The organism is Uliginosibacterium sediminicola, from assembly GCF_039631295.1.
In the GTDB taxonomy this organism is placed as follows: domain Bacteria; phylum Pseudomonadota; class Gammaproteobacteria; order Burkholderiales; family Rhodocyclaceae; genus Viridibacterium; species Viridibacterium sediminicola.
Map to the genome: position 1 here is coordinate 105,641 of NZ_JBDIVE010000010.1, position 16,632 is coordinate 122,272.

The 16,632-nt window shown below is 62.1% G+C and carries 24 protein-coding genes; 14 read left to right on the forward strand and 10 right to left on the reverse strand.

Features of this window, described 5'->3' with window-relative positions:
- The first annotated feature begins 13 nt into the window (after nt 1-13).
- The 5 genes from ABDB84_RS16470 to ABDB84_RS16490 all read left to right on the forward strand — a co-directional run bounded on the left by ABDB84_RS16470 (nt 14) and on the right by ABDB84_RS16490 (nt 2,222).
- On the forward strand, nt 14-250 hold the full coding sequence (locus tag ABDB84_RS16470) for a hypothetical protein (RefSeq protein WP_345920854.1): 237 nt from the start codon (nt 14-16) through the stop codon (nt 248-250).
- Between the two features lie 81 nt (nt 251-331).
- A complete protein-coding gene (locus ABDB84_RS16475; RefSeq protein ID WP_345920855.1) occupies nt 332-685 on the forward strand; it encodes a ribonuclease HepT family protein in 354 nt (117 codons plus the stop codon).
- A gap of 205 nt (nt 686-890) precedes the next feature.
- Nucleotides 891-1,187, forward strand: a complete 297-nt coding sequence (locus tag ABDB84_RS16480) for a hypothetical protein (RefSeq protein ID WP_345920856.1) — start codon at nt 891-893, stop codon at nt 1,185-1,187.
- A gap of 221 nt (nt 1,188-1,408) precedes the next feature.
- Complete coding sequence (locus ABDB84_RS16485) at nt 1,409-1,765, forward strand: hypothetical protein (protein ID WP_345920857.1); 357 nt, start codon at nt 1,409-1,411, stop codon at nt 1,763-1,765.
- A gap of 7 nt (nt 1,766-1,772) precedes the next feature.
- Complete coding sequence (locus ABDB84_RS16490) at nt 1,773-2,222, forward strand: hypothetical protein (protein ID WP_345920858.1); 450 nt, start codon at nt 1,773-1,775, stop codon at nt 2,220-2,222.
- A 263-nt stretch (nt 2,223-2,485) separates the two neighbouring features.
- Here ABDB84_RS16490 and ABDB84_RS16495 read toward each other — a convergent pair whose 3' ends face one another.
- From ABDB84_RS16495 to ABDB84_RS16505, 3 genes are read right to left on the reverse strand one after another with little or no spacing between them, the layout of a single operon-like run.
- Complete coding sequence (locus ABDB84_RS16495) at nt 2,486-2,881, reverse strand: hypothetical protein (protein ID WP_345920859.1); 396 nt, start codon at nt 2,879-2,881, stop codon at nt 2,486-2,488.
- A gap of 55 nt (nt 2,882-2,936) precedes the next feature.
- Nucleotides 2,937-3,554 (reverse strand): glutathione S-transferase family protein, encoded by a 618-nt coding sequence (locus ABDB84_RS16500; protein WP_345920860.1) that lies wholly within the window; start codon nt 3,552-3,554, stop codon nt 2,937-2,939.
- Entirely contained in the window at nt 3,551-3,850 is a 300-nt protein-coding gene (locus ABDB84_RS16505) for a DUF6156 family protein (RefSeq protein WP_345920861.1), read from the reverse strand. The genes ABDB84_RS16500 and ABDB84_RS16505 overlap by 4 nt, the downstream gene beginning before the upstream one ends.
- 41 nt (nt 3,851-3,891) lie before the next feature.
- Here ABDB84_RS16505 and ABDB84_RS16510 point away from each other — a divergent pair, with 41 nt between their 5' ends.
- Nucleotides 3,892-4,059: a hypothetical protein gene (locus tag ABDB84_RS16510; RefSeq protein ID WP_345920862.1), complete on the forward strand. Its 168-nt coding sequence runs from the start codon at nt 3,892-3,894 to the stop codon at nt 4,057-4,059.
- Between the two features lie 9 nt (nt 4,060-4,068).
- On the opposite strand, the gene ABDB84_RS16515 is transcribed toward ABDB84_RS16510, so the two are convergent.
- The 7 genes from ABDB84_RS16515 to ABDB84_RS16545 all read right to left on the reverse strand — a co-directional run bounded on the left by ABDB84_RS16515 (nt 4,069) and on the right by ABDB84_RS16545 (nt 9,896).
- Nucleotides 4,069-4,500, reverse strand: coding sequence for an ArsC/Spx/MgsR family protein (locus ABDB84_RS16515; protein ID WP_345920863.1), 432 nt, complete (start codon nt 4,498-4,500; stop codon nt 4,069-4,071).
- Nucleotides 4,500-5,291, reverse strand: coding sequence for an ankyrin repeat domain-containing protein (locus tag ABDB84_RS16520; RefSeq protein ID WP_345920864.1), 792 nt, complete (start codon nt 5,289-5,291; stop codon nt 4,500-4,502). Before ABDB84_RS16520 ends, ABDB84_RS16515 begins: the two co-directional genes overlap by 1 nt.
- 5 nt (nt 5,292-5,296) lie before the next feature.
- Nucleotides 5,297-6,895, reverse strand: a complete 1,599-nt coding sequence (locus tag ABDB84_RS16525) for a SagB family peptide dehydrogenase (protein ID WP_345920865.1) — start codon at nt 6,893-6,895, stop codon at nt 5,297-5,299.
- 36 nt (nt 6,896-6,931) lie between these two features.
- Nucleotides 6,932-7,879, reverse strand: coding sequence for an ADP-ribosyl-[dinitrogen reductase] hydrolase (gene draG, locus ABDB84_RS16530; protein ID WP_345920866.1), 948 nt, complete (start codon nt 7,877-7,879; stop codon nt 6,932-6,934).
- Entirely contained in the window at nt 7,872-8,702 is an 831-nt protein-coding gene (locus tag ABDB84_RS16535) for an NAD(+)--dinitrogen-reductase ADP-D-ribosyltransferase (protein ID WP_345920867.1), read from the reverse strand. The genes draG and ABDB84_RS16535 overlap by 8 nt, the downstream gene beginning before the upstream one ends.
- Nucleotides 8,703-8,860: 158 nt before the next feature.
- Nucleotides 8,861-9,457: a hypothetical protein gene (locus tag ABDB84_RS16540; protein WP_345920868.1), complete on the reverse strand. Its 597-nt coding sequence runs from the start codon at nt 9,455-9,457 to the stop codon at nt 8,861-8,863.
- The gene (locus ABDB84_RS16545) at nt 9,441-9,896 is read right to left on the reverse strand and encodes a group II truncated hemoglobin (protein WP_345920869.1); all 456 of its coding nucleotides are present in this window, start codon (nt 9,894-9,896) and stop codon (nt 9,441-9,443) included. Before ABDB84_RS16545 ends, ABDB84_RS16540 begins: the two co-directional genes overlap by 17 nt.
- Before the next feature lie 69 nt (nt 9,897-9,965).
- Here ABDB84_RS16545 and ABDB84_RS16550 point away from each other — a divergent pair, with 69 nt between their 5' ends.
- The 8 genes from ABDB84_RS16550 (at nt 9,966) to ABDB84_RS16585 (ending at nt 16,597) form a co-directional block, all read left to right on the forward strand.
- Nucleotides 9,966-10,325 (forward strand): hypothetical protein, encoded by a 360-nt coding sequence (locus ABDB84_RS16550; RefSeq protein WP_345920870.1) that lies wholly within the window; start codon nt 9,966-9,968, stop codon nt 10,323-10,325.
- Nucleotides 10,326-10,351: 26 nt separating this feature from the next.
- Nucleotides 10,352-11,233 carry a nitrogenase iron protein gene (gene nifH, locus ABDB84_RS16555; protein ID WP_345920871.1) on the forward strand — a complete coding sequence of 294 codons (882 nt, stop codon included), beginning with the start codon at nt 10,352-10,354 and terminating at the stop codon, nt 11,231-11,233.
- 110 nt (nt 11,234-11,343) lie between these two features.
- Nucleotides 11,344-12,801 (forward strand): nitrogenase molybdenum-iron protein alpha chain, encoded by a 1,458-nt coding sequence (gene nifD, locus ABDB84_RS16560; RefSeq protein ID WP_345920872.1) that lies wholly within the window; start codon nt 11,344-11,346, stop codon nt 12,799-12,801.
- Nucleotides 12,802-12,903: 102 nt separating this feature from the next.
- Nucleotides 12,904-14,460 carry a nitrogenase molybdenum-iron protein subunit beta gene (gene nifK, locus ABDB84_RS16565; RefSeq protein WP_345920873.1) on the forward strand — a complete coding sequence of 519 codons (1,557 nt, stop codon included), beginning with the start codon at nt 12,904-12,906 and terminating at the stop codon, nt 14,458-14,460.
- A gap of 264 nt (nt 14,461-14,724) precedes the next feature.
- Entirely contained in the window at nt 14,725-15,030 is a 306-nt protein-coding gene (locus ABDB84_RS16570) for a hypothetical protein (protein ID WP_345920874.1), read from the forward strand.
- Between the two features lie 142 nt (nt 15,031-15,172).
- Nucleotides 15,173-15,520, forward strand: coding sequence for a 2Fe-2S iron-sulfur cluster-binding protein (locus ABDB84_RS16575; RefSeq protein WP_345920875.1), 348 nt, complete (start codon nt 15,173-15,175; stop codon nt 15,518-15,520).
- 13 nt (nt 15,521-15,533) lie between these two features.
- Nucleotides 15,534-15,836: a hypothetical protein gene (locus tag ABDB84_RS16580; protein WP_345920876.1), complete on the forward strand. Its 303-nt coding sequence runs from the start codon at nt 15,534-15,536 to the stop codon at nt 15,834-15,836.
- A gap of 32 nt (nt 15,837-15,868) precedes the next feature.
- Nucleotides 15,869-16,597: a YkgJ family cysteine cluster protein gene (locus ABDB84_RS16585; protein WP_345920877.1), complete on the forward strand. Its 729-nt coding sequence runs from the start codon at nt 15,869-15,871 to the stop codon at nt 16,595-16,597.
- Nucleotides 16,598-16,632 lie beyond the last annotated feature (35 nt).

Genomic DNA, 16,632 nt, shown 5'->3' on the forward strand with positions numbered 1-16,632 from the left:
GAGAGATCACATCATGAGTTACGACGCCATCAAGGCTGACCGCAGCCTCTGTACCGGTTACCGCAAGGGCCTCGCCGGCAAATGCAATGGACAACTGTATCGCTGCGAGTGCGGCGCGGTCGGTTGCCGTCAGACTTACGACGACAACTGCTCCGAGCAGCTCTTCAACGTCAACTGGAAGTGCAACAAGTGTGGTGCGGTGGCCAAGTACGAAGGCCCGCTCAACTTCGTCAATCGCATCGGCGCTTGATGTCGTGCCACGCAGGCTGGCTGCAGGGCCGCAAGTCCTGCAGCGGGCCACTTTGCAAATGAATACCACCGGACACGCCGCATGTTCAGCGCAGCCGTATTGCATACGATAGAAGAAGCCGGCGCCGGCATCCTGATTCTCACCGAGGGTCTGGAGCGCGATGAATTCCTGCGCTCGCGATTGACCCGCGCCGAGGTTAGTCGCCAGCTGCTGACCCTGGGGAGCAGCCTTGCCCAGTTGCCGCCCGAGGCACATACGGCGATGCCGGAAATCGGTTGGGACGGCTGGCGGACCTCTGTGCGCATCCTCGCTGCGCCGGGGCCGGAACAGGATGAAACCCTGTGGTTTGCCGTCACCTCCCTGGTGCCGGCAACGATGATGTGGCTGCGCGTCTATCGCGAAAGCCAGCCGGGCATGTTCAGTTTCTCTGCCTGATTTCACCGCGCGCAAGCCCGCTGTATGGCATGCGCGTAGCGCTGCTGTCAGCGCTGCAATGCCCCCAATTCCGGTGTTTGACACAGGTCAATCAGCACGGCAATCCCTACTTGCCGGCAGGCCTGTCGTTTCCTAATCTGGATGCGCAGCTCATGCTGTACGCCCTTGAGGGGTGATCGTTCTTTCACACAACAGGAGATTCAAGATGGTTAGAGAGTTCTTCTACGGCGGTGACCGTTTCCGCGCCACATTGCATGGCCATGCTGGCAAGGAAGAGGTTTTCATCGTACAGATGCTCGAAGATGATGAAGAAGGTCCGGAAATTTCCCTGGACCGTTTCGAAGACCCGGCCAACGATCCGAGTGCCAGCATCGAGAGCGTGCTCACCATGCTCGTCGACCGCATGCGCTGCGAACAAGGTCTGCTCTCCAGCAACCAGGACGGTTTCGCATGGTCCGAAGGTCGCGTGCTGGCCAAGGTTCATAGCGGCGTCCAGCACTGATCATCACTTGATTGCAGGCCACCGGGGCCATACGAAGATCAATAACCCGGCCTGCTGAATCTCCTGCCAGTGCATTCACAGCACTGCATGTCTTTCCCGCGCATTTCTTTCCTGCACATTTCTCTCCTGCAACGCTCTCCTGCATTTGTCAGCCCCATCCCACTCCTTTGTCCGGCACCGTTCTTGCACTGAGCCTTTCACCGAGTCGAGGAGGCCTGCAAATGTCGCGTTCCTGTCGCATCCGTATTCAATCCGACGCATTGCCGGCGCCCGCCGCCTTGCAAGCCGCCATCAAGGCTCTGGGTTTCAAGCTTGATCTGGAAGGTCTCGACGTCGCATCCGCCAGCGGCTTTCAAGGCTGCGTGCTCGATGGCGAAGACGCAGGCTTCACGATCACCGCTGAAGAAGATGGCCTGAGCCTGCGCTGGTCGGGAGATGCGCGCGAGCAATGCGCAGCCTTGATGCTGGCCGCTGCGCTGCAATCGCTGCTTGGCGCCGAGGTCAGCGTTGCTGCGGGCGCGCCCGTCGATGCCGCCGGGCTCAAGGCGCGCGTCAGCGAACTGCTTGAAGAAATGTGAGGCGGCGATGAGTGATACACGCGAACTGCTGCAGGCCAATCGCCTGATCCTTTGCCACTTCGACAGCTACAGCACGGCGCTGGTGTTTGCGCGCTGGCCCGATGGTTCGCTGCTCGCGCCAGCACCGCTGCCGGCCACGGCGAGCCTGGTCGAGGCGCCGGCCGAGCTGGCGTCTGTGCATGCCGCGCAGCCGGTGTGTGCTGCAGGCATCGCACAGCTTGCGCTGGACGAGGCCGAGCTTGTCTACGTGGGTGATTTCGATGCCTGGGCGGCGAGTGAGGAAGGGCTGATCCGCATCCATCTGCTGCGCTTTACCAACTTCGAAGCACCGGCGCATCGCATCGAAGGCGCGGGTGGCGTGTTCCGTCCGATCAGTGCCCTGCGCGGCGCGGCGGCCATCGAGCTACCCCTGGTGCGCAAGGTCTTCGATCTGATCATGGGTGGTGGCGGGCGTTAGGGCGTGCTCACAGTAGGCGAGGGGATTGCGTTGAGGACTATGGCTTGCGGGACAAGGCGTGCGACGCGGTGCGGGGTGGCTCCCACGCACAAGGAGCGCAACGCAGTAGCGCAGGCCATAGTCCTCAACCCGAAGGGCTCGGACGAAATGGGCGCATGGCTGCGTTGCGGCGACTCGCCAGGAGACTACCCTGCCAGCGTCGCCGCGCCTTGCCCTGCACCCATTGCGTGCGAGCGCAACCCCTCGCCTACTGTGAACACGCCCTAGGCCCTCATCTCACGCATGAAGTCTTCCGCCCAGCGCTCCGCGCGTGGCAGGCAGAGCAGCAGGCGCGCTTGGTACTCGGGGATTGCGAAATACTCCGGGTCGTGCAGATAGGGGTTGTGCATCAGGCCGACATCGCGAGCGTCGTGACTGAGGTCGATGATGCGCCCGCCGATGCGGTTGAACTGATGCGCGTAGTGTCCTTCGATGCTGCCACCGAACACCCGGCCGACAAACAGCGAGCCATATTTGCAGGCGCCGGAAAGATCTTCAGGCGCGGCGATCTGCCGTTCCAGCGCCAGCTCGCACCACATGCGGAAGACAAAGTCCTTGGCCAGTGCGAAGTTGAGATTGGTGTAGGGCATTTGCGCCTCACGCAGTGCGATGAGATTCATGCTGAGGCTCCGCTCGATGTGTGGTGTGGCAGGCAACTGGAAGGCGCTGCGCTGATCAGTTGCGATAGCCTTCTTCGATAAGCACGCGCTGTACCACAGGCCGGCTGCGCATCAGCGCGTAGTGTGCTTGCAAGCGCGGCGGCAGGGGAATGCCCAGCTTGTCGGCCCAGAATTCGACATAGAACAGCGCCGGGTCAGCAATCGTGAAAGTGCCAATGGCATAAGCGCCATCGGTCACTTGTGCGTCCAGAATGCTGAAGGCCTTGTCGACGATCTCGCGACCACGAAGTTTGATGGCCGCGTGATCGGTGGCACTGGTGCTGAAGGCATCGGTGGTGAAGATGCGCGCAAAGCCCTGTCCGTGCAGCACCGAGCTGACGTAAGAGATGATCTCCATGACGCGTGCGGCGGCATCGGCCTCCTCAGGCAGCAGCTTGGCGCGTGGATAGCTGCGCGCGAGCCAGAACGAGATCGCAAGATAGTCGCTCAGTGGCGTGCCGTCATTGCGCACCAGTGTAGGAATCGTGCTCTTCGGATTGATTGCGACATAGTCGGCCCGGAGGTGATCGCCCGCAGGCAGATTGATGATCCAGGCCTCGAAGGGCAGTTCGAGCTCTTCGAGCAGGATGTGTATGCCGGTCGTGCACGAGCCGGGCGCCATATAGAGTTTCATGTGCTGCTTTCTCCGAACTGGATGATCTGCGCATCTTCGTCTTCGTCCGGCCCCTGGATGCGTGCTTCGAGCAGGGTGCCGGCGGCGCTCCAGCGATAGTCGTGGCGCATCTCGACTTCGCCGTACACCAGCTTTTCGCAGCTGATCATGCGTCCGGCCTCGTCGTAGCAGGCGCGGAACCAGGTGTTGCGGTTGCGCAGCGCATCGGCCGGCAGCTCTTCGAGCAGCTGCAAAGGCAGCTTGATGCCGCTGTAGCTGAGGAAGTAGCGCTCGCGGCTCGCGGTGGTGGTACTCATGTTGCTTGGTCTCCCTGTGTTCTTGTCGTGGAGCAGTGGTGATGAATGTTCAACAACTGATCAAGGCGCTGCGTGAATTGCCGCCCGGCGCGACGGTCCTGCTCGAAGGCGATGCCGGTTACTCGCCGCTGGGCGGCATCAGTTTGCAAGAGGGCGAAGGCGGCATGCCCGATGAAGTGATCCTGCTACCGGACATGACGCCTGACTGATAGCGGCGCTCAGCCCGGCGTGCACTGGCTGCTGCCCATGTTGGCGGCGCAGCCTTCGGCCTGCTTGGCGGGACGTGCCGCATCCTGTGCGCTGAGTCCGATCCAGGCGTCGACCGCTGCCGGATCAAAGCCGACCCGACGTGTCTCGCCGACCTGCATCAGCGGGCGGCGGATCAGCAGCGGCTCGTCCAGCAGCGCCTGTAAGGCGGCGTCGGCATCGAGCTGTTCCGGCACGACCTCGCCGGACTTCACGCGTGGCGCCGCACGATTGAACCACTCGACCACCGGCAGGCCGCCGAGGAAGGCGAGCAGACTCTCGCGGCTCCATGGCCAGCTCAGCAGATCGCGCACCTCGAGGGTGTGGCCGGCGCTTTGCAGCCAGGCTTTTTGCTTGGCGTTGCCGCCGCAACCGGGTTTTTCCCAGAACAGGATGTGGCTCATCAGGCGCTCCTTTGTTGCTTGGTGGCCGCCCGCAGCAGTTCCAGGCATTCCAGGCTTGCCGCCATGTCCAGCGCGCTGAAATCGTCCTGCGTCTGGATCAAGGGATCGGCTCCGAGCTCAAGCAAGACAGCGACGATGGCCGGCTTGCTCGACGAGGCGGCGTACATCAGGCTGGTGGCGCCGGTGAGATTGACGTGATCCAGATTCGCGCCGGCGGCGGCGATGCGTTTGACGATGGCCGGATCATTGCTCACGCAGGCCAGCCACAGCGCGGTATTGCCGTCATTGTTGACGGCCGCGACGCTGGCACCGGCCGCCAGCAGGGCATCGACAATCGCGGCGTCGCCTTTCCATGCTGCATGCATCAGCGCTGTATTGCCGTGCGCGGCGGGGCTGTGGATGTCGGCAAAGCCATTGCTGGCAAGCCAGCTTTGCAGCGCTTCGCTGAGCGCTGCCGGGGCGGGCGCCAGCGCTTTCTGCAAGGCCTCCCAGCCGCCGATGAGATCGGCCACGTTCTTGAAACCGAAATCGGCGAACTGCTGGGCGTAGGTCTGGCTGGCATTGCCGCGATAGCAGTAGATGAACACCGGCCGCGTCTTCGGCGTCTGGAAGATCAGCGCTTCGTGGTTGCGGCCATCGAGGCGGATGCTGGTCTCGATGTTGCCGGCGGCAAAGGCGCCGGGGTCGCGTGCGTCGAGAATCAGCGGGTCGGGATGGGCATTGAGCCAGGCACCCAGCTGATCGATGCTGATGCGGCTGAAATTGCGTTCATTGTTCTCTCTGTCGGACATTTTATTTACTCCTCTGCACTGCGTGCGGGGTAGGGCGCTTCGGTGGTGATGCGGCTATCGACGAGGGGCACACCCACGGTGAAGTGGTAGAGCGACTGCAGTTTCTGGTCACGGATACCGAGCAGATCGTGCAGCGCGTCGTCGAAATAACAGCCGATGCCGGTGCCGCGAAAACCATGTGCCTCGGCTTCCATGTAGAGCACCTGGCCGAGCAGGCCGGCTTCCTGGAACAGGCGGCGGTAGTCGGCCGGGTCTTCCTGCAGCGTGGTCGAGAATTCCGCCAGCATGGCCACGGCGAAGCAGGCGTCGGCGCCGATGCTCTGGTGGCAACACAGGGTGCGCAGGGTTGTCGCCAGCGCGGTGTCGGCCAGCAGGTAGAGCGGCAGCTCGGCCTCGCCGCCCAGTGGCAGCCATTTCATGTCGGCCGCCAGGGTGGCACGCAGGACTTGTTCGCCGCGCCGGCTGCGTGGCAGCACCCAGGCGCCGCTCTGCAAGCCCTCGACGCGATGCACGAAGAACACCGGATGGATGCGTGCGTCGTGCGGCCAGACATCGAAGGGCAGGGCATCGTCGAGCAGGCTGCGCGCCATCGCGAGAAAGCTTGCCAGCGGCATGCTGGCGCGGCGCTCGAAGTGCTGGGCGCTGCGGCGCTGGCGGATCAGGGTGGCCGCTGCGGTATCGGCGTGCAGGCGCGGCTGTGTGGTGGTCGGCGGCGCAGCGCGCGGGCGCTCGGTAATCGGCAGCTGATGGCGCGTCGCTTCAGCGACTTGCTCGATCACCGGCCATTGATACAGGCGCCGGCCCGGATCGAGGCGACTGGCCTTGCCCGTCCAGGTGCCCGGGGCGATCCAGTCGAGCGGCGCCAGCAAGCTGGCGCCGGCAGGGTAGAGCTCGATCAGCAGCTCGGGCTCTTCGGCCTCGGCGCCGGCGAAATCGCTGTCGCGATCCGTGCCGATCAGCGCGCCCAAGGTCGGTGTGTCGAGCGGGATGACGCGTGCCTGCCAGCCGAGCAGGGCGGCGGCGTAGCGCAGGGCGGCGATGGCGTGGCCGGTGTCGAGCTGGCAATAGCGGAAGGCGCGCTCGCCGTACTTCCAGGCTTCGCGCCACATCACCGAGCTCAGCGCGATCCACAGATGTGGCCGCGCCTGCGGCAGGCCGGGGCGCAGGCCTGCGCGCAGTTCGAGCTCGTGCTCACGCGGCGCGTAGTGCCACAGCCCGTCGGGCAGGCCGGCGACCTCGTGGGCGATGACATAGGCCTCGGTGGGGTGCAGATTGCCGCTGGAGGGATTGCAGCGCAGTGCCCAGCGGTCGGGCCCGTACTGCTTCCAGGCAGACAGGCCGAAGGAGAGTTCAAGCAGCGCGCCGAGCGATTCGCGGCTGAAGCATTGTGGTGCGATGCGGCCGCTGGCAAACAGCTCGGCCCAGCTGTAGGGCAGGGCGTCGGCGAACAGCGGCAGGGTCTCGACCGCGCTGCCGGCAAAGCGGCGGAAAGGGTCGGGCTGCATGTCCCAGTCCAGGGTTTCGGGGCCAGCCGCGTAGCGCTCCAGCGTGTGCTTGCTGCGCTGGTGATAGGCGAGGATGGTGTGCAGGTTTTCGTCGAGCATCTCAGTGCGGGCTCCGGTGGTCGGCAGGCGGGCGCATCACAGGCTCCGCGGGAAGGCCAGCGCGAGCAGCTGACGGGTCTGTACTTCGATGGCGTGGCGGATGTCCGGATCAACCTTGCGCAGCCACTGGCGCGGCAGACCGCGCACGCCAAAGCGCGCACCGGCGAGCATGCCGGCCAGCGCGCCGGTGGTGTCGGCATCGTCGCCACGATTGACGACGGCAATCAGGCAGTTCTCGAAGCTGTCCTGGCTGAAGAAGTGGTGCAGCACGGTCTGCGTGGTGTCGACGATGTAGCCGGTGGCGCGGCCCTTGTAGCGTTCGATGGAGAACTTCGGCTCGGCAACGAACAGCTCTTCAGCGATGGCGCGGGCGCGGCTCAGCGGCTCGCCGCGCAGCAGCGAGGCCGTCATGCGTGCAAAGGCGATATTGGCGAGGTCGGACAGCGGGTGGTTGTGGGTCAGACGGCCTTGTTCGTAGCTGTGCTTGACGAGCAGTTCATCGCTGTGCAGAAAGCCCAGCACGGCGGGCAGATTGCGCATCACCGCGCCATTGCCGGCATCGCCCTCGTTGAAGGCGGCTTCCAGCGTGCCTTCGAGCATGTAACGGCGAATCCCGCGGCGGCAGGTGTTGCCGCAATCGACAGGCATGGCGCGCATCCAGGCGACATAGCGTTCGGCGACTTCGCGCAGATCCCAGCCCTGGCGGGCGACGATGGCATCACCCAGGGCCAGGGCCATGGTTGTGTCGTCGGTGACCTGGCCGGGCTTGAGCTTGAGCCAGCCACCGCCGATGATCTGGCGGTGCGTGCCATAGGTGGCCATGATCTCGCGTGGCGTCATGAACTCCACGGTGGCGCCGAGCGCATCGCCGATGGCAAGGCCCAGATAGGCACCGAGGGCGCGGTCGAGCAGGGACAGCGGCGCGGTGCCCGCCGGGGTGTCGGGGGCACTGGACAACGAGGGTGCGAGCATTGCTTCAGCCATAACGAGCCTCCACGCGGTAGAGCCCGCCAATCACAAGCGCCTCGCCTTCAGCATTGAGAACGCGGTCATTGAGCAGGCCGGGGAAGAACAGCAGCTTGCAGGTGGGGACCTCGCTTTTAAGCACCCAGTCGCCGAACTCGCTGGCGCGTTCAGCATCGAGGCTGAACGAGACCAGGTTGTTCAGGCGCATGATGCAATTGCGCTGCCGCAGCGAGCCGCTGAGAATCTGCTCTTCCATGTGATTGGTGCCGCGCCACAGGATCTGTTTGGCCGGATGCCCGAAACGCGCGAGGCTCCATTGACAGAATTCGTACAACACATCGAGCTGCATGTTGATGCAGTTGTTGTGAAAGCGGCTGTTGAATTTCTCTTCGAGGAAGCCGGTCCAGGCCGGCGAGGGGTAGCGCTCCAGCGGCGCCTTGTGAAATGAGGGGGTGATGCCGAAGCGGCTCTCCACCCAGCCCTTGAGTACGGCGCCTTGCGGGCTGTTGGAATCGAAGCCCCAGCCCTGCAGCAGCTTCAGGTAGCTGGCGCGGAAGCGCCGCTCGCGTGGCCGTGGCTGCCCCGGCTCGGGCTTTTCGAGGCCGAACACGGCATCCATGTAATGCGCAAAGCGATCCGCCGCATCCGCCTGATCCAGCGCATCGGCGAGCAGGCGGAACAGGCCGGCATTGGCCTCGCGCGCACCGCCGATGGCCAGCGCCTGCGGCCAGCTGTTGAACTCGACCGACGCAATCAGATCCGCCGGCAAACCGACCAGATTGGTCGAATACCAGCGACTCGGTTGATGCTCAAGAAGCTGCGCGTTGTCACGAGCGGCCATTCCAGATGGTCCGGGTTTTGAACTTCATTCGCGATGTGACACATGCGCAGAAATCGTAGCGAGCGGCCCGAGGTCGAGACGAGGAGCGGAAACGTACAAATGTACGTTGAGCACCGGAATCTCGAGATCGGGCTGCGCAGTAGATTTATGCGCGTGGGTCAGACGGGGCGGTTTTCGTAGGGATTACGCACGGGCCCCATGGTGGCCAGCAGCTCTTCATAGGTGCTCTTGATGAACTTCTTGTCGCCGACGAACTTCAGGCCTGCATTGACAACGGCATCGACCTTGCCGCCGGTGTCGAGCTTCTTCAGCTCGGTCTTTTCGAGGTAGAGCAGTTCCAGGGTCTCGTTGTACACCGTGGCTTCGTCGATCGGCAGGATGTAGAAGGTCGCGCCAGCGTAATCGATGACGAACTTCTTCGACAGGTCGATGTTGTCGCAGTAGAGGATGTACTTGCCGGCCGGCGACAGCTTTTCGCCCAGGGTTTCGGCCAGCAGCTTGATGTAGCCGAAGGAGAGCAGGAAGCCGGAGAGGAAGGCGATGTGCGTTTCGCCTTCATTGGCGGCGGCGATGATCTGCTCGGCGCATTTTTCCGGCGGACGCTTTTCATCGGCGAACTGTTGCTGGAATTCGATGGCGATGTCGCCACGGAAGCCGAAGCGACCCTTGACGGCGGTGCCCGCCTTGAAGACGGCGTTGAGGAGGCGGCCCTCGGCATCGAGGGAAGCGAAGGCGGTGTTATCGATGGTGGTCATGATGGTTTCCCTGGTCGTTGCGGATGAAATCTGCGGTTTTGAAAAAAGCTTGCTCAAGTTGGGTCTTCAATGTCGCGTCGGGCACGACTTCTTCTAATGCCTTGCGCATGCAGAGCATCCAGGCATCGCGCTCTGCGGGGCCGATGGGAAAGGCCGCATGCTTCATGCGCAGGCGTGGATGGCCACGCTCGGCGGAATACTGCTTGGGCCCACCCATCCACTCGACCAGAAAATTCACCAGCACCTGCTTGACGGGCGCGAGGTCCGCCGGATGCATCGCGCGGATGCCTTGCGCTGCGTCCTGCGTATCCATGTGGAAGTAGAAACGATCCACCAGCGCAGCGATGGCCTCGGCTCCGCCAATCCGCGCGAAATGCGGATTGCTCGGGTGGGCGGCCTGCCCTGCGGCGGGTGAAGCGATTTCAGATGGCTTGATCATGATGTGCTGGCGACACGTTATTCAGGTACTGCGCTTGCATGCCTACAGCAAGGGCCGTACCCGACATTCATGAACAGCCTGCAAAGCCTTTACTGGCGCGACTTTGGCTGCTTTTGTGTGGTCCCTGACAGGGCTTTTGTCGGAAGTGATCTTTCCAACACGCCGCGCCGCTTTGTCGTGTTTGTCACATCGGGCTATCGCCACGATAGTCAATTCGAATCGTCCGGAAAGTGGCGCCAGATAAGGATCTACGCGATTTTTATCGAGAGTGGCACGCCAGTTGCTGAAAGCTCATCGCACCGACCATGTCTCGCCGACGAGTCGCTAACTCGAAGACCTAAAAATGGCGCGAGGGGCTGCATCCGGGGCACGGTAAAGCGCGAAGGTAAGCCCAACAGGGAACGCCAGTACCTTTGCGAAGACTTTTAACTGCTCATCTGTTTCAGGAGAATCACATGTCAGACCTTCGTCAGATTGCCTTCTACGGCAAAGGTGGTATCGGCAAATCGACCACTTCGCAAAACACGCTTGGCGCCCTCGCCGAAATGGGTCAAAAGATCCTCATCGTCGGCTGCGACCCCAAGGCCGACTCCACCCGTCTGATCCTGCACGCAAAGGCTCAAGACACCATCCTGTCGCTGGCCGCTGAAGCCGGTTCCGTGGAAGATCTGGAACTGGAAGACGTCATGAAGATCGGCTATCGCGACATCCGTTGCGTCGAATCCGGTGGCCCGGAACCCGGCGTTGGCTGCGCAGGTCGCGGTGTCATCACCTCGATCAACTTCCTCGAAGAAAACGGCGCCTACGAAGGTGTGGACTACGTTTCCTACGACGTGCTGGGTGACGTGGTGTGCGGCGGCTTCGCAATGCCGATCCGCGAAAACAAGGCGCAAGAAATCTACATCGTCATGTCCGGCGAAATGATGGCCATGTACGCCGCCAACAACATCTCCAAGGGCATTCTGAAGTACGCCAACTCCGGTGGCGTGCGTCTGGGTGGCCTGGTGTGTAACGAACGCCAGACCGACAAGGAACTGGAACTGGCTGAGTCGCTGGCCAAGATGCTCGGCACCACGCTGATCCACTTCGTGCCGCGCGACAACATCGTGCAACACGCCGAACTGCGCCGCATGACCGTGCTCGAGTACGCACCGGACTCCAAGCAAGCCAACGAATACCGTCAGCTCGCCCAGAAGATCCACGCCAACAAGGGCAACGGCACGATCCCGACGCCGATCACCATGGACCAGCTCGAAGACCTGCTGATGGAACACGGCATCATGAAGCAGATCGACGAATCGCAAGTCGGCAAGACGGCTGCAGATCTGGCCGCCTAAGAACCGAGAGTCGAGGGTCGAGAGCCTTGGGCCCAGCCCGGGCTCTCCTCCCCCGCCAGTGACCCAAGGTTCTCCTCCCTCCGCTCTCGATACGCACAGGAGTTTATGAAATGAGCATGACGATTGACGAAAAGAAGGCCCAGAACGCAGCCCTCATCGATGAGGTGCTGAAGGCCTACCCGGAAAAGACCGCCAAGAAGCGCGCCAAGCACTTGAATGTGCATGAAGAAGGCAAGTCCGACTGCGGTGTGAAGTCCAACATCAAGTCCCTGCCGGGCGTGATGACCATCCGCGGCTGCGCTTACGCTGGTTCCAAGGGCGTGGTGTGGGGTCCGATCAAGGACATGATCCACATCTCGCACGGTCCGGTCGGCTGTGGCCAATACTCCTGGGCGGCTCGTCGCAACTACTACATCGGCGTGACCGGCGTGGACACCTTCGTGACCATGCAATTCACCTCCGACTTCCAGGAAAAGGACATCGTCTTCGGTGGTGACAAGAAGCTCGAAGTCATCATGGACGAAATCCAGCAACTCTTCCCGCTCAACAAGGGTATCTCGGTGCAATCCGAATGCCCGATCGGTCTGATCGGTGACGACATCGAAGCCGTGTCGAAGAAGAAGAGCAAGGAATACAACGGTCACACCATCGTGCCCGTGCGCTGCGAAGGTTTCCGCGGCGTGTCGCAATCGCTCGGCCACCACATCGCCAATGACGCGATCCGTGACTGGGTGTTCGACAAGACGGATCCGGACAAGCGTCCCGAGTTCGTCTCCACCCCCTACGACGTGGCCATCATCGGTGACTACAACATCGGTGGTGACGCCTGGTCCTCACGCATCCTGCTCGAAGAGATGGGCCTGCGCGTCATCGCCCAGTGGTCGGGTGACGGCACCATCGCCGAACTGGAAAACACGCCCAAGGCCAAGCTGAACGTTCTGCACTGCTATCGCTCGATGAACTACATCAGCCGTCACATGGAAGAGAAGTACGGGATTCCATGGGTTGAGTACAACTTCTTCGGCCCGACCAAGATCGAAGAAAGCTTGCGCGAAATCGCCGGCCACTTCGACGACACCATCAAGGCCAATGCCGAGAAGGTCATCGCCAAGTACAAGCCGCTGATGCAAGCGGTGATCGACAAGTACCGTCCGCGTCTGGAAGGCAAGAAGGTCATGCTGTTCGTCGGCGGTCTGCGCCCGCGTCACGTGATCGGCGCCTACGAAGATCTGGGCATGGAAGTGGTCGGTACCGGCTACGAATTCGGCCACAACGACGACTATCAGCGCACCACGCACTACGTCAAGGACGGCACGCTGATCTATGACGACGTCACCGGCTACGAATTCGAGAAGTTTGTTGAGAAGGTCAAGCCTGACCTGGTCGGCTCCGGCATCAAGGAAAAGTACGTGTTCCAGAAGATGGGCGTGCCTTTCCGTCAGATGCACAGCTGGGATTACTCCGGCCCGTATCACGGCTATGACGGCTTTGCCATCTTCGCCCGCGATATGGACATGGCGATCAGCTCGCCGATCTGGGGTCTGTCGAAGGCGCCCTGGAAGAAGTAATCCGGTGAGGTGTGAGGGGTGAGGAGTGAGGAGCAATCCTTCGCCAGCCATCCCCCCTCACTCCTCCCTCCTCACCCCTCACGATTTTCAGGAGTATTTATCATGCCGCAAAACGCAGACAAGATCCTCGATCACGAGAACCTCTTCCGCGAGCCAGAGTACCAAAAGCTGCTCTCCGACAAGAAGGCTTTCGAGTTCAACCATCCCGATGCCAAGATCCAGGAAATCGTCCAATGGACGAAGACCGAGGATTACAAGCAAAAGAACTTCGCCCGTGAAGGCCTGACGGTCAACCCGGCCAAGGCTTGCCAACCGCTCGGCGCCGTGTTCGTCGCCAATGGCTTCCACAAGACCCTCTCCTTCGTGCATGGCTCGCAAGGTTGCGTGGCGTACTACCGCTCGCACTTCTCGCGCCACTTCAAGGAACCGACCTCCTGCGTCTCGTCCTCGATGACTGAAGACGCCGCCGTGTTCGGTGGCCTGAACAACATGATCGACGGTCTGGCCAACAGCTACAACCTGTACAAGCCCGAAATGATCGCCGTCTCCACCACCTGCATGGCCGAGGTGATCGGTGACGACTTGAACGCCTTCATCAAGACGTCCAAGGAAAAAGGCAGCGTGCCCGCTGAATTCGATGTGCCCTTCGCACACACCCCGGCCTTCGTCGGCAGCCACATCACCGGCTACGACAACGCGCTGCTGGGCATCCTCAAGCACTTCTGGGACGGCAAGGCCGACACCGCGCCGAAGCTCGAGCGCAAGCCGGATGAGTCGATCAACTTCATCGGTGGCTTCGACGGTTTCGTCGTCGGCAACATGAAGGAAATCAAGCGCATCCTCGGTCTCTTCGGTGTTGATTACAACATCATCTGCGACCCGTCCGAAGTGTGGGCCACGCCGACCGATGGCGAATTCCGCATGTACGAAGGCGGCACCACCAAGGAAACCGTCGAGCGCGCGCTCAACGCCAAGGCCACCTTCATCTTCCAGGAATACACCTGCGAGAAGACTGCCAAGTTCATCGCCGAGCATGGTCAGGAAGTTGTTATCCTGAACAGCCCGATCGGCGTGGCGGGTACCGACCGCTTCCTGATGGAAATCTCGCGCGTCACTGGCAAGCCGATCCCGGCTCAGCTCGAACGCGAACGTGGCCTGCTGGTCGACGCCATGGCCGACAGCCAGGCTCACCTGCACGGCAAGCGTTATGCCATGTATGGTGATCCGGACTTCCTGCTGGGCCTCTCCGAGTTCCTGCTCGAACTGGGTGCCGAGCCGGCTCACGTGCTCGCCACCAACGGCGAAAAGGAATGGGCTGAAAAGCTGCAGAAGGTTTTCGACGCCTCGCAATACGGCAAGGACTGCAAGGCCTATCCGAAGCGCGACCTGTGGCACATGCGTTCGCTGCTCTTCACCGAGCCGGTCGACTTCCTCATCGGCAACACCTACGGCAAATATCTGGAACGCGACACCGGCACCCCGCTGATCCGTCTCGTGTTCCCGATCTTCGACCGTCACCACTACCATGTCTACCCGATCTGGGGTTACGAAGGCGGCATGCGCGTGCTGGTGAACCTGCTCGATGAGTTCTTCGAAACGCTCGATGCCAACACCATCGTGGCCGGTAAGACCGACTACTCCTACGACATCATCAGATAAGGCACTTGCCTACTGCGCGGACCGATCTTGAAACTGCGGTGCTCAACGTACTCACGTACGTATCCGCTCCTCGTTTCAAGCTCGGCCCGCTCGCTACGGCAATTGCCTCATCTACCTGGGGTGTCAAAAAGCAGTTTGAAGTTGATGTAGTACCAAGTAATGAATGGCATAGCGGGTGGTGATTTACCACCCGCTGTTTCATCACGAGTCCGGACACAGAGCCGGGCCGCTATACACGTAGTCTCCCCTGACAAGAGGTGCAACATGCTGATCAGCCACGACATCCTCGGGCCGAAGAGCTTTGCCTTGGTGATGCAGGAAGCCGGCGTCGCGATCGAGTCTGAACCGATCCTGAGCTGGCCGCTGGGAATCAAGGGGCGCAGCACGGTGCAGCGCTACACCTATCTGTCGCCCAAGAGCGGCAAGACGGTGTGGGTGCTGTCCTACTCTGAGCCGCTGATGCCTGCAGGCGAACATCACGAAGTCTGGCAATTCGATCATGCCTTCTCCGAGTCTGAAGCCGTCGCTTCGCTCGATCAGCACAGCTCACTGAATTCCAGGCACAGCTAGGCGCGCCAGCGCGGCCACGGCGGTATGTGATGAGATGCAGCGAGTGAACGCGCAGCGCGCTGGATCCTCCGGCGCGGGCGATTGGCAGTTGCCACGTGCCCGGACCGGTGCGTGCGCTGCCAGCGACTCAGGAGACATACCGATGGCCAACGTAACCTTCACTTCGCCGCGCATGCAGCGCGACGTCACTGTCTATGCCACTGCCGGCGACTGCAGCACCTTGCTGTCGGTTGCGCAAAAGCATCAAATTCCGGTCAGCTTCGAATGCGAGAACGGCGAATGTGGTTCCTGCGCCATCGAAGTCTCCATTCTTGAACGCAAGGCGCCGATGGGCATGCACCTGACCGAGAAAGAAAAGACCGTGCTGCGCTACGCCGGCAAGATCACCGCTGCCCAGCTGGCCGACGCCGAAACGAACGACGTGCCGCCGCCCTGGCGTCTGGCCTGTCAGTTCATCGTGCGTGATGAAGATATCCTGGTGACATTCTGAGCCCGTTCGGCCCATGCTGATCAGTCACGACCTGCTCGGCCCGCGCAGCTTCCTGTCGATCACGGAAGCGGCGGGAATTGTCCTCTCCGAGCTGCCGATGCCCGGCTGGCAAGTCGGGCGGCCAGGGCGCCAGCTGGTCCGTCGCTACAGCTACGAGTCGCCGCGCACACAGCAAACGGTATTCGTGCTGTCCTGCACCCGACATTCGCCGGCCGTGGGCGCGCAGCATCAGGTCTGGCAGTTCGATCATGAATTCAGCGAGGCCGAAGCCATCGCCTTGCTGGCCCCACAAGAGGCTCCGCACAGCGCGGTCTGAGGCGGGGCAAACAAGCGGAACAGGAGCCGCGCATGGATAGCACGCAATCGCTGGTCTTTTTCAAATCCCGCCATGCGGCTTTTGCCGCCACGCTTGCCGCGAAAGCCGGCGATCTGCTGGCCGGCCTGCTCGATCAGGCTTTTGCCGATTTCGATCTGGAAGTCGATCAGCAATGCCGCGGCAAACCGGCGCTTGACTGCCACAAAGGCTGCGCCACCTGCTGCACCGTGCGCGTCACGGCGAGCGCTCCTGAAGTGCTGCTCGTCGCCCGCCACTTGCGCGAACAGGTGAGCCCCGAAGCCTGCGGCCGCCTCGTGCGCCGCCTGCTCGAAGCCGATGGCCTGACGCGCGACCTCGATGAAGCCGAGCGCGTGCAGCTGCGCCACCGCTGCCCCTTCGTTGAAAAAGGCGCCTGCGTGATCTACGCCGCCCGCCCGCTGGCCTGTCGTGGCCACGCCTCCTACTCGCGCCGCGCCTGTGTGCAAGCCGCTGCCGGGCGACTGACTGAAGTGCCGTACTCGATCCCTCACCAAAACGTACGCAGCCTGGTGCAGAACGCCATGCAATCGGCCCTGCGCGACGCCAGGCTGGCTTGGGCATCTTACGAACTCAATCACGCGCTGCGCATCGCACTCTCCGACGCCAGTAGCGAAGCGCGCTGGTGCGCGGGCGAAGATGTCTTCGCCGCCGCCCAGGTCAATGAGATCAGCGCTGCCGAGATGGCCGCCGGCTTCGACAGGATCAAGCTCATCGTCGGCTGAAGGGCAGCGCGCGCGCTGCCGGCGATTCGCGATGG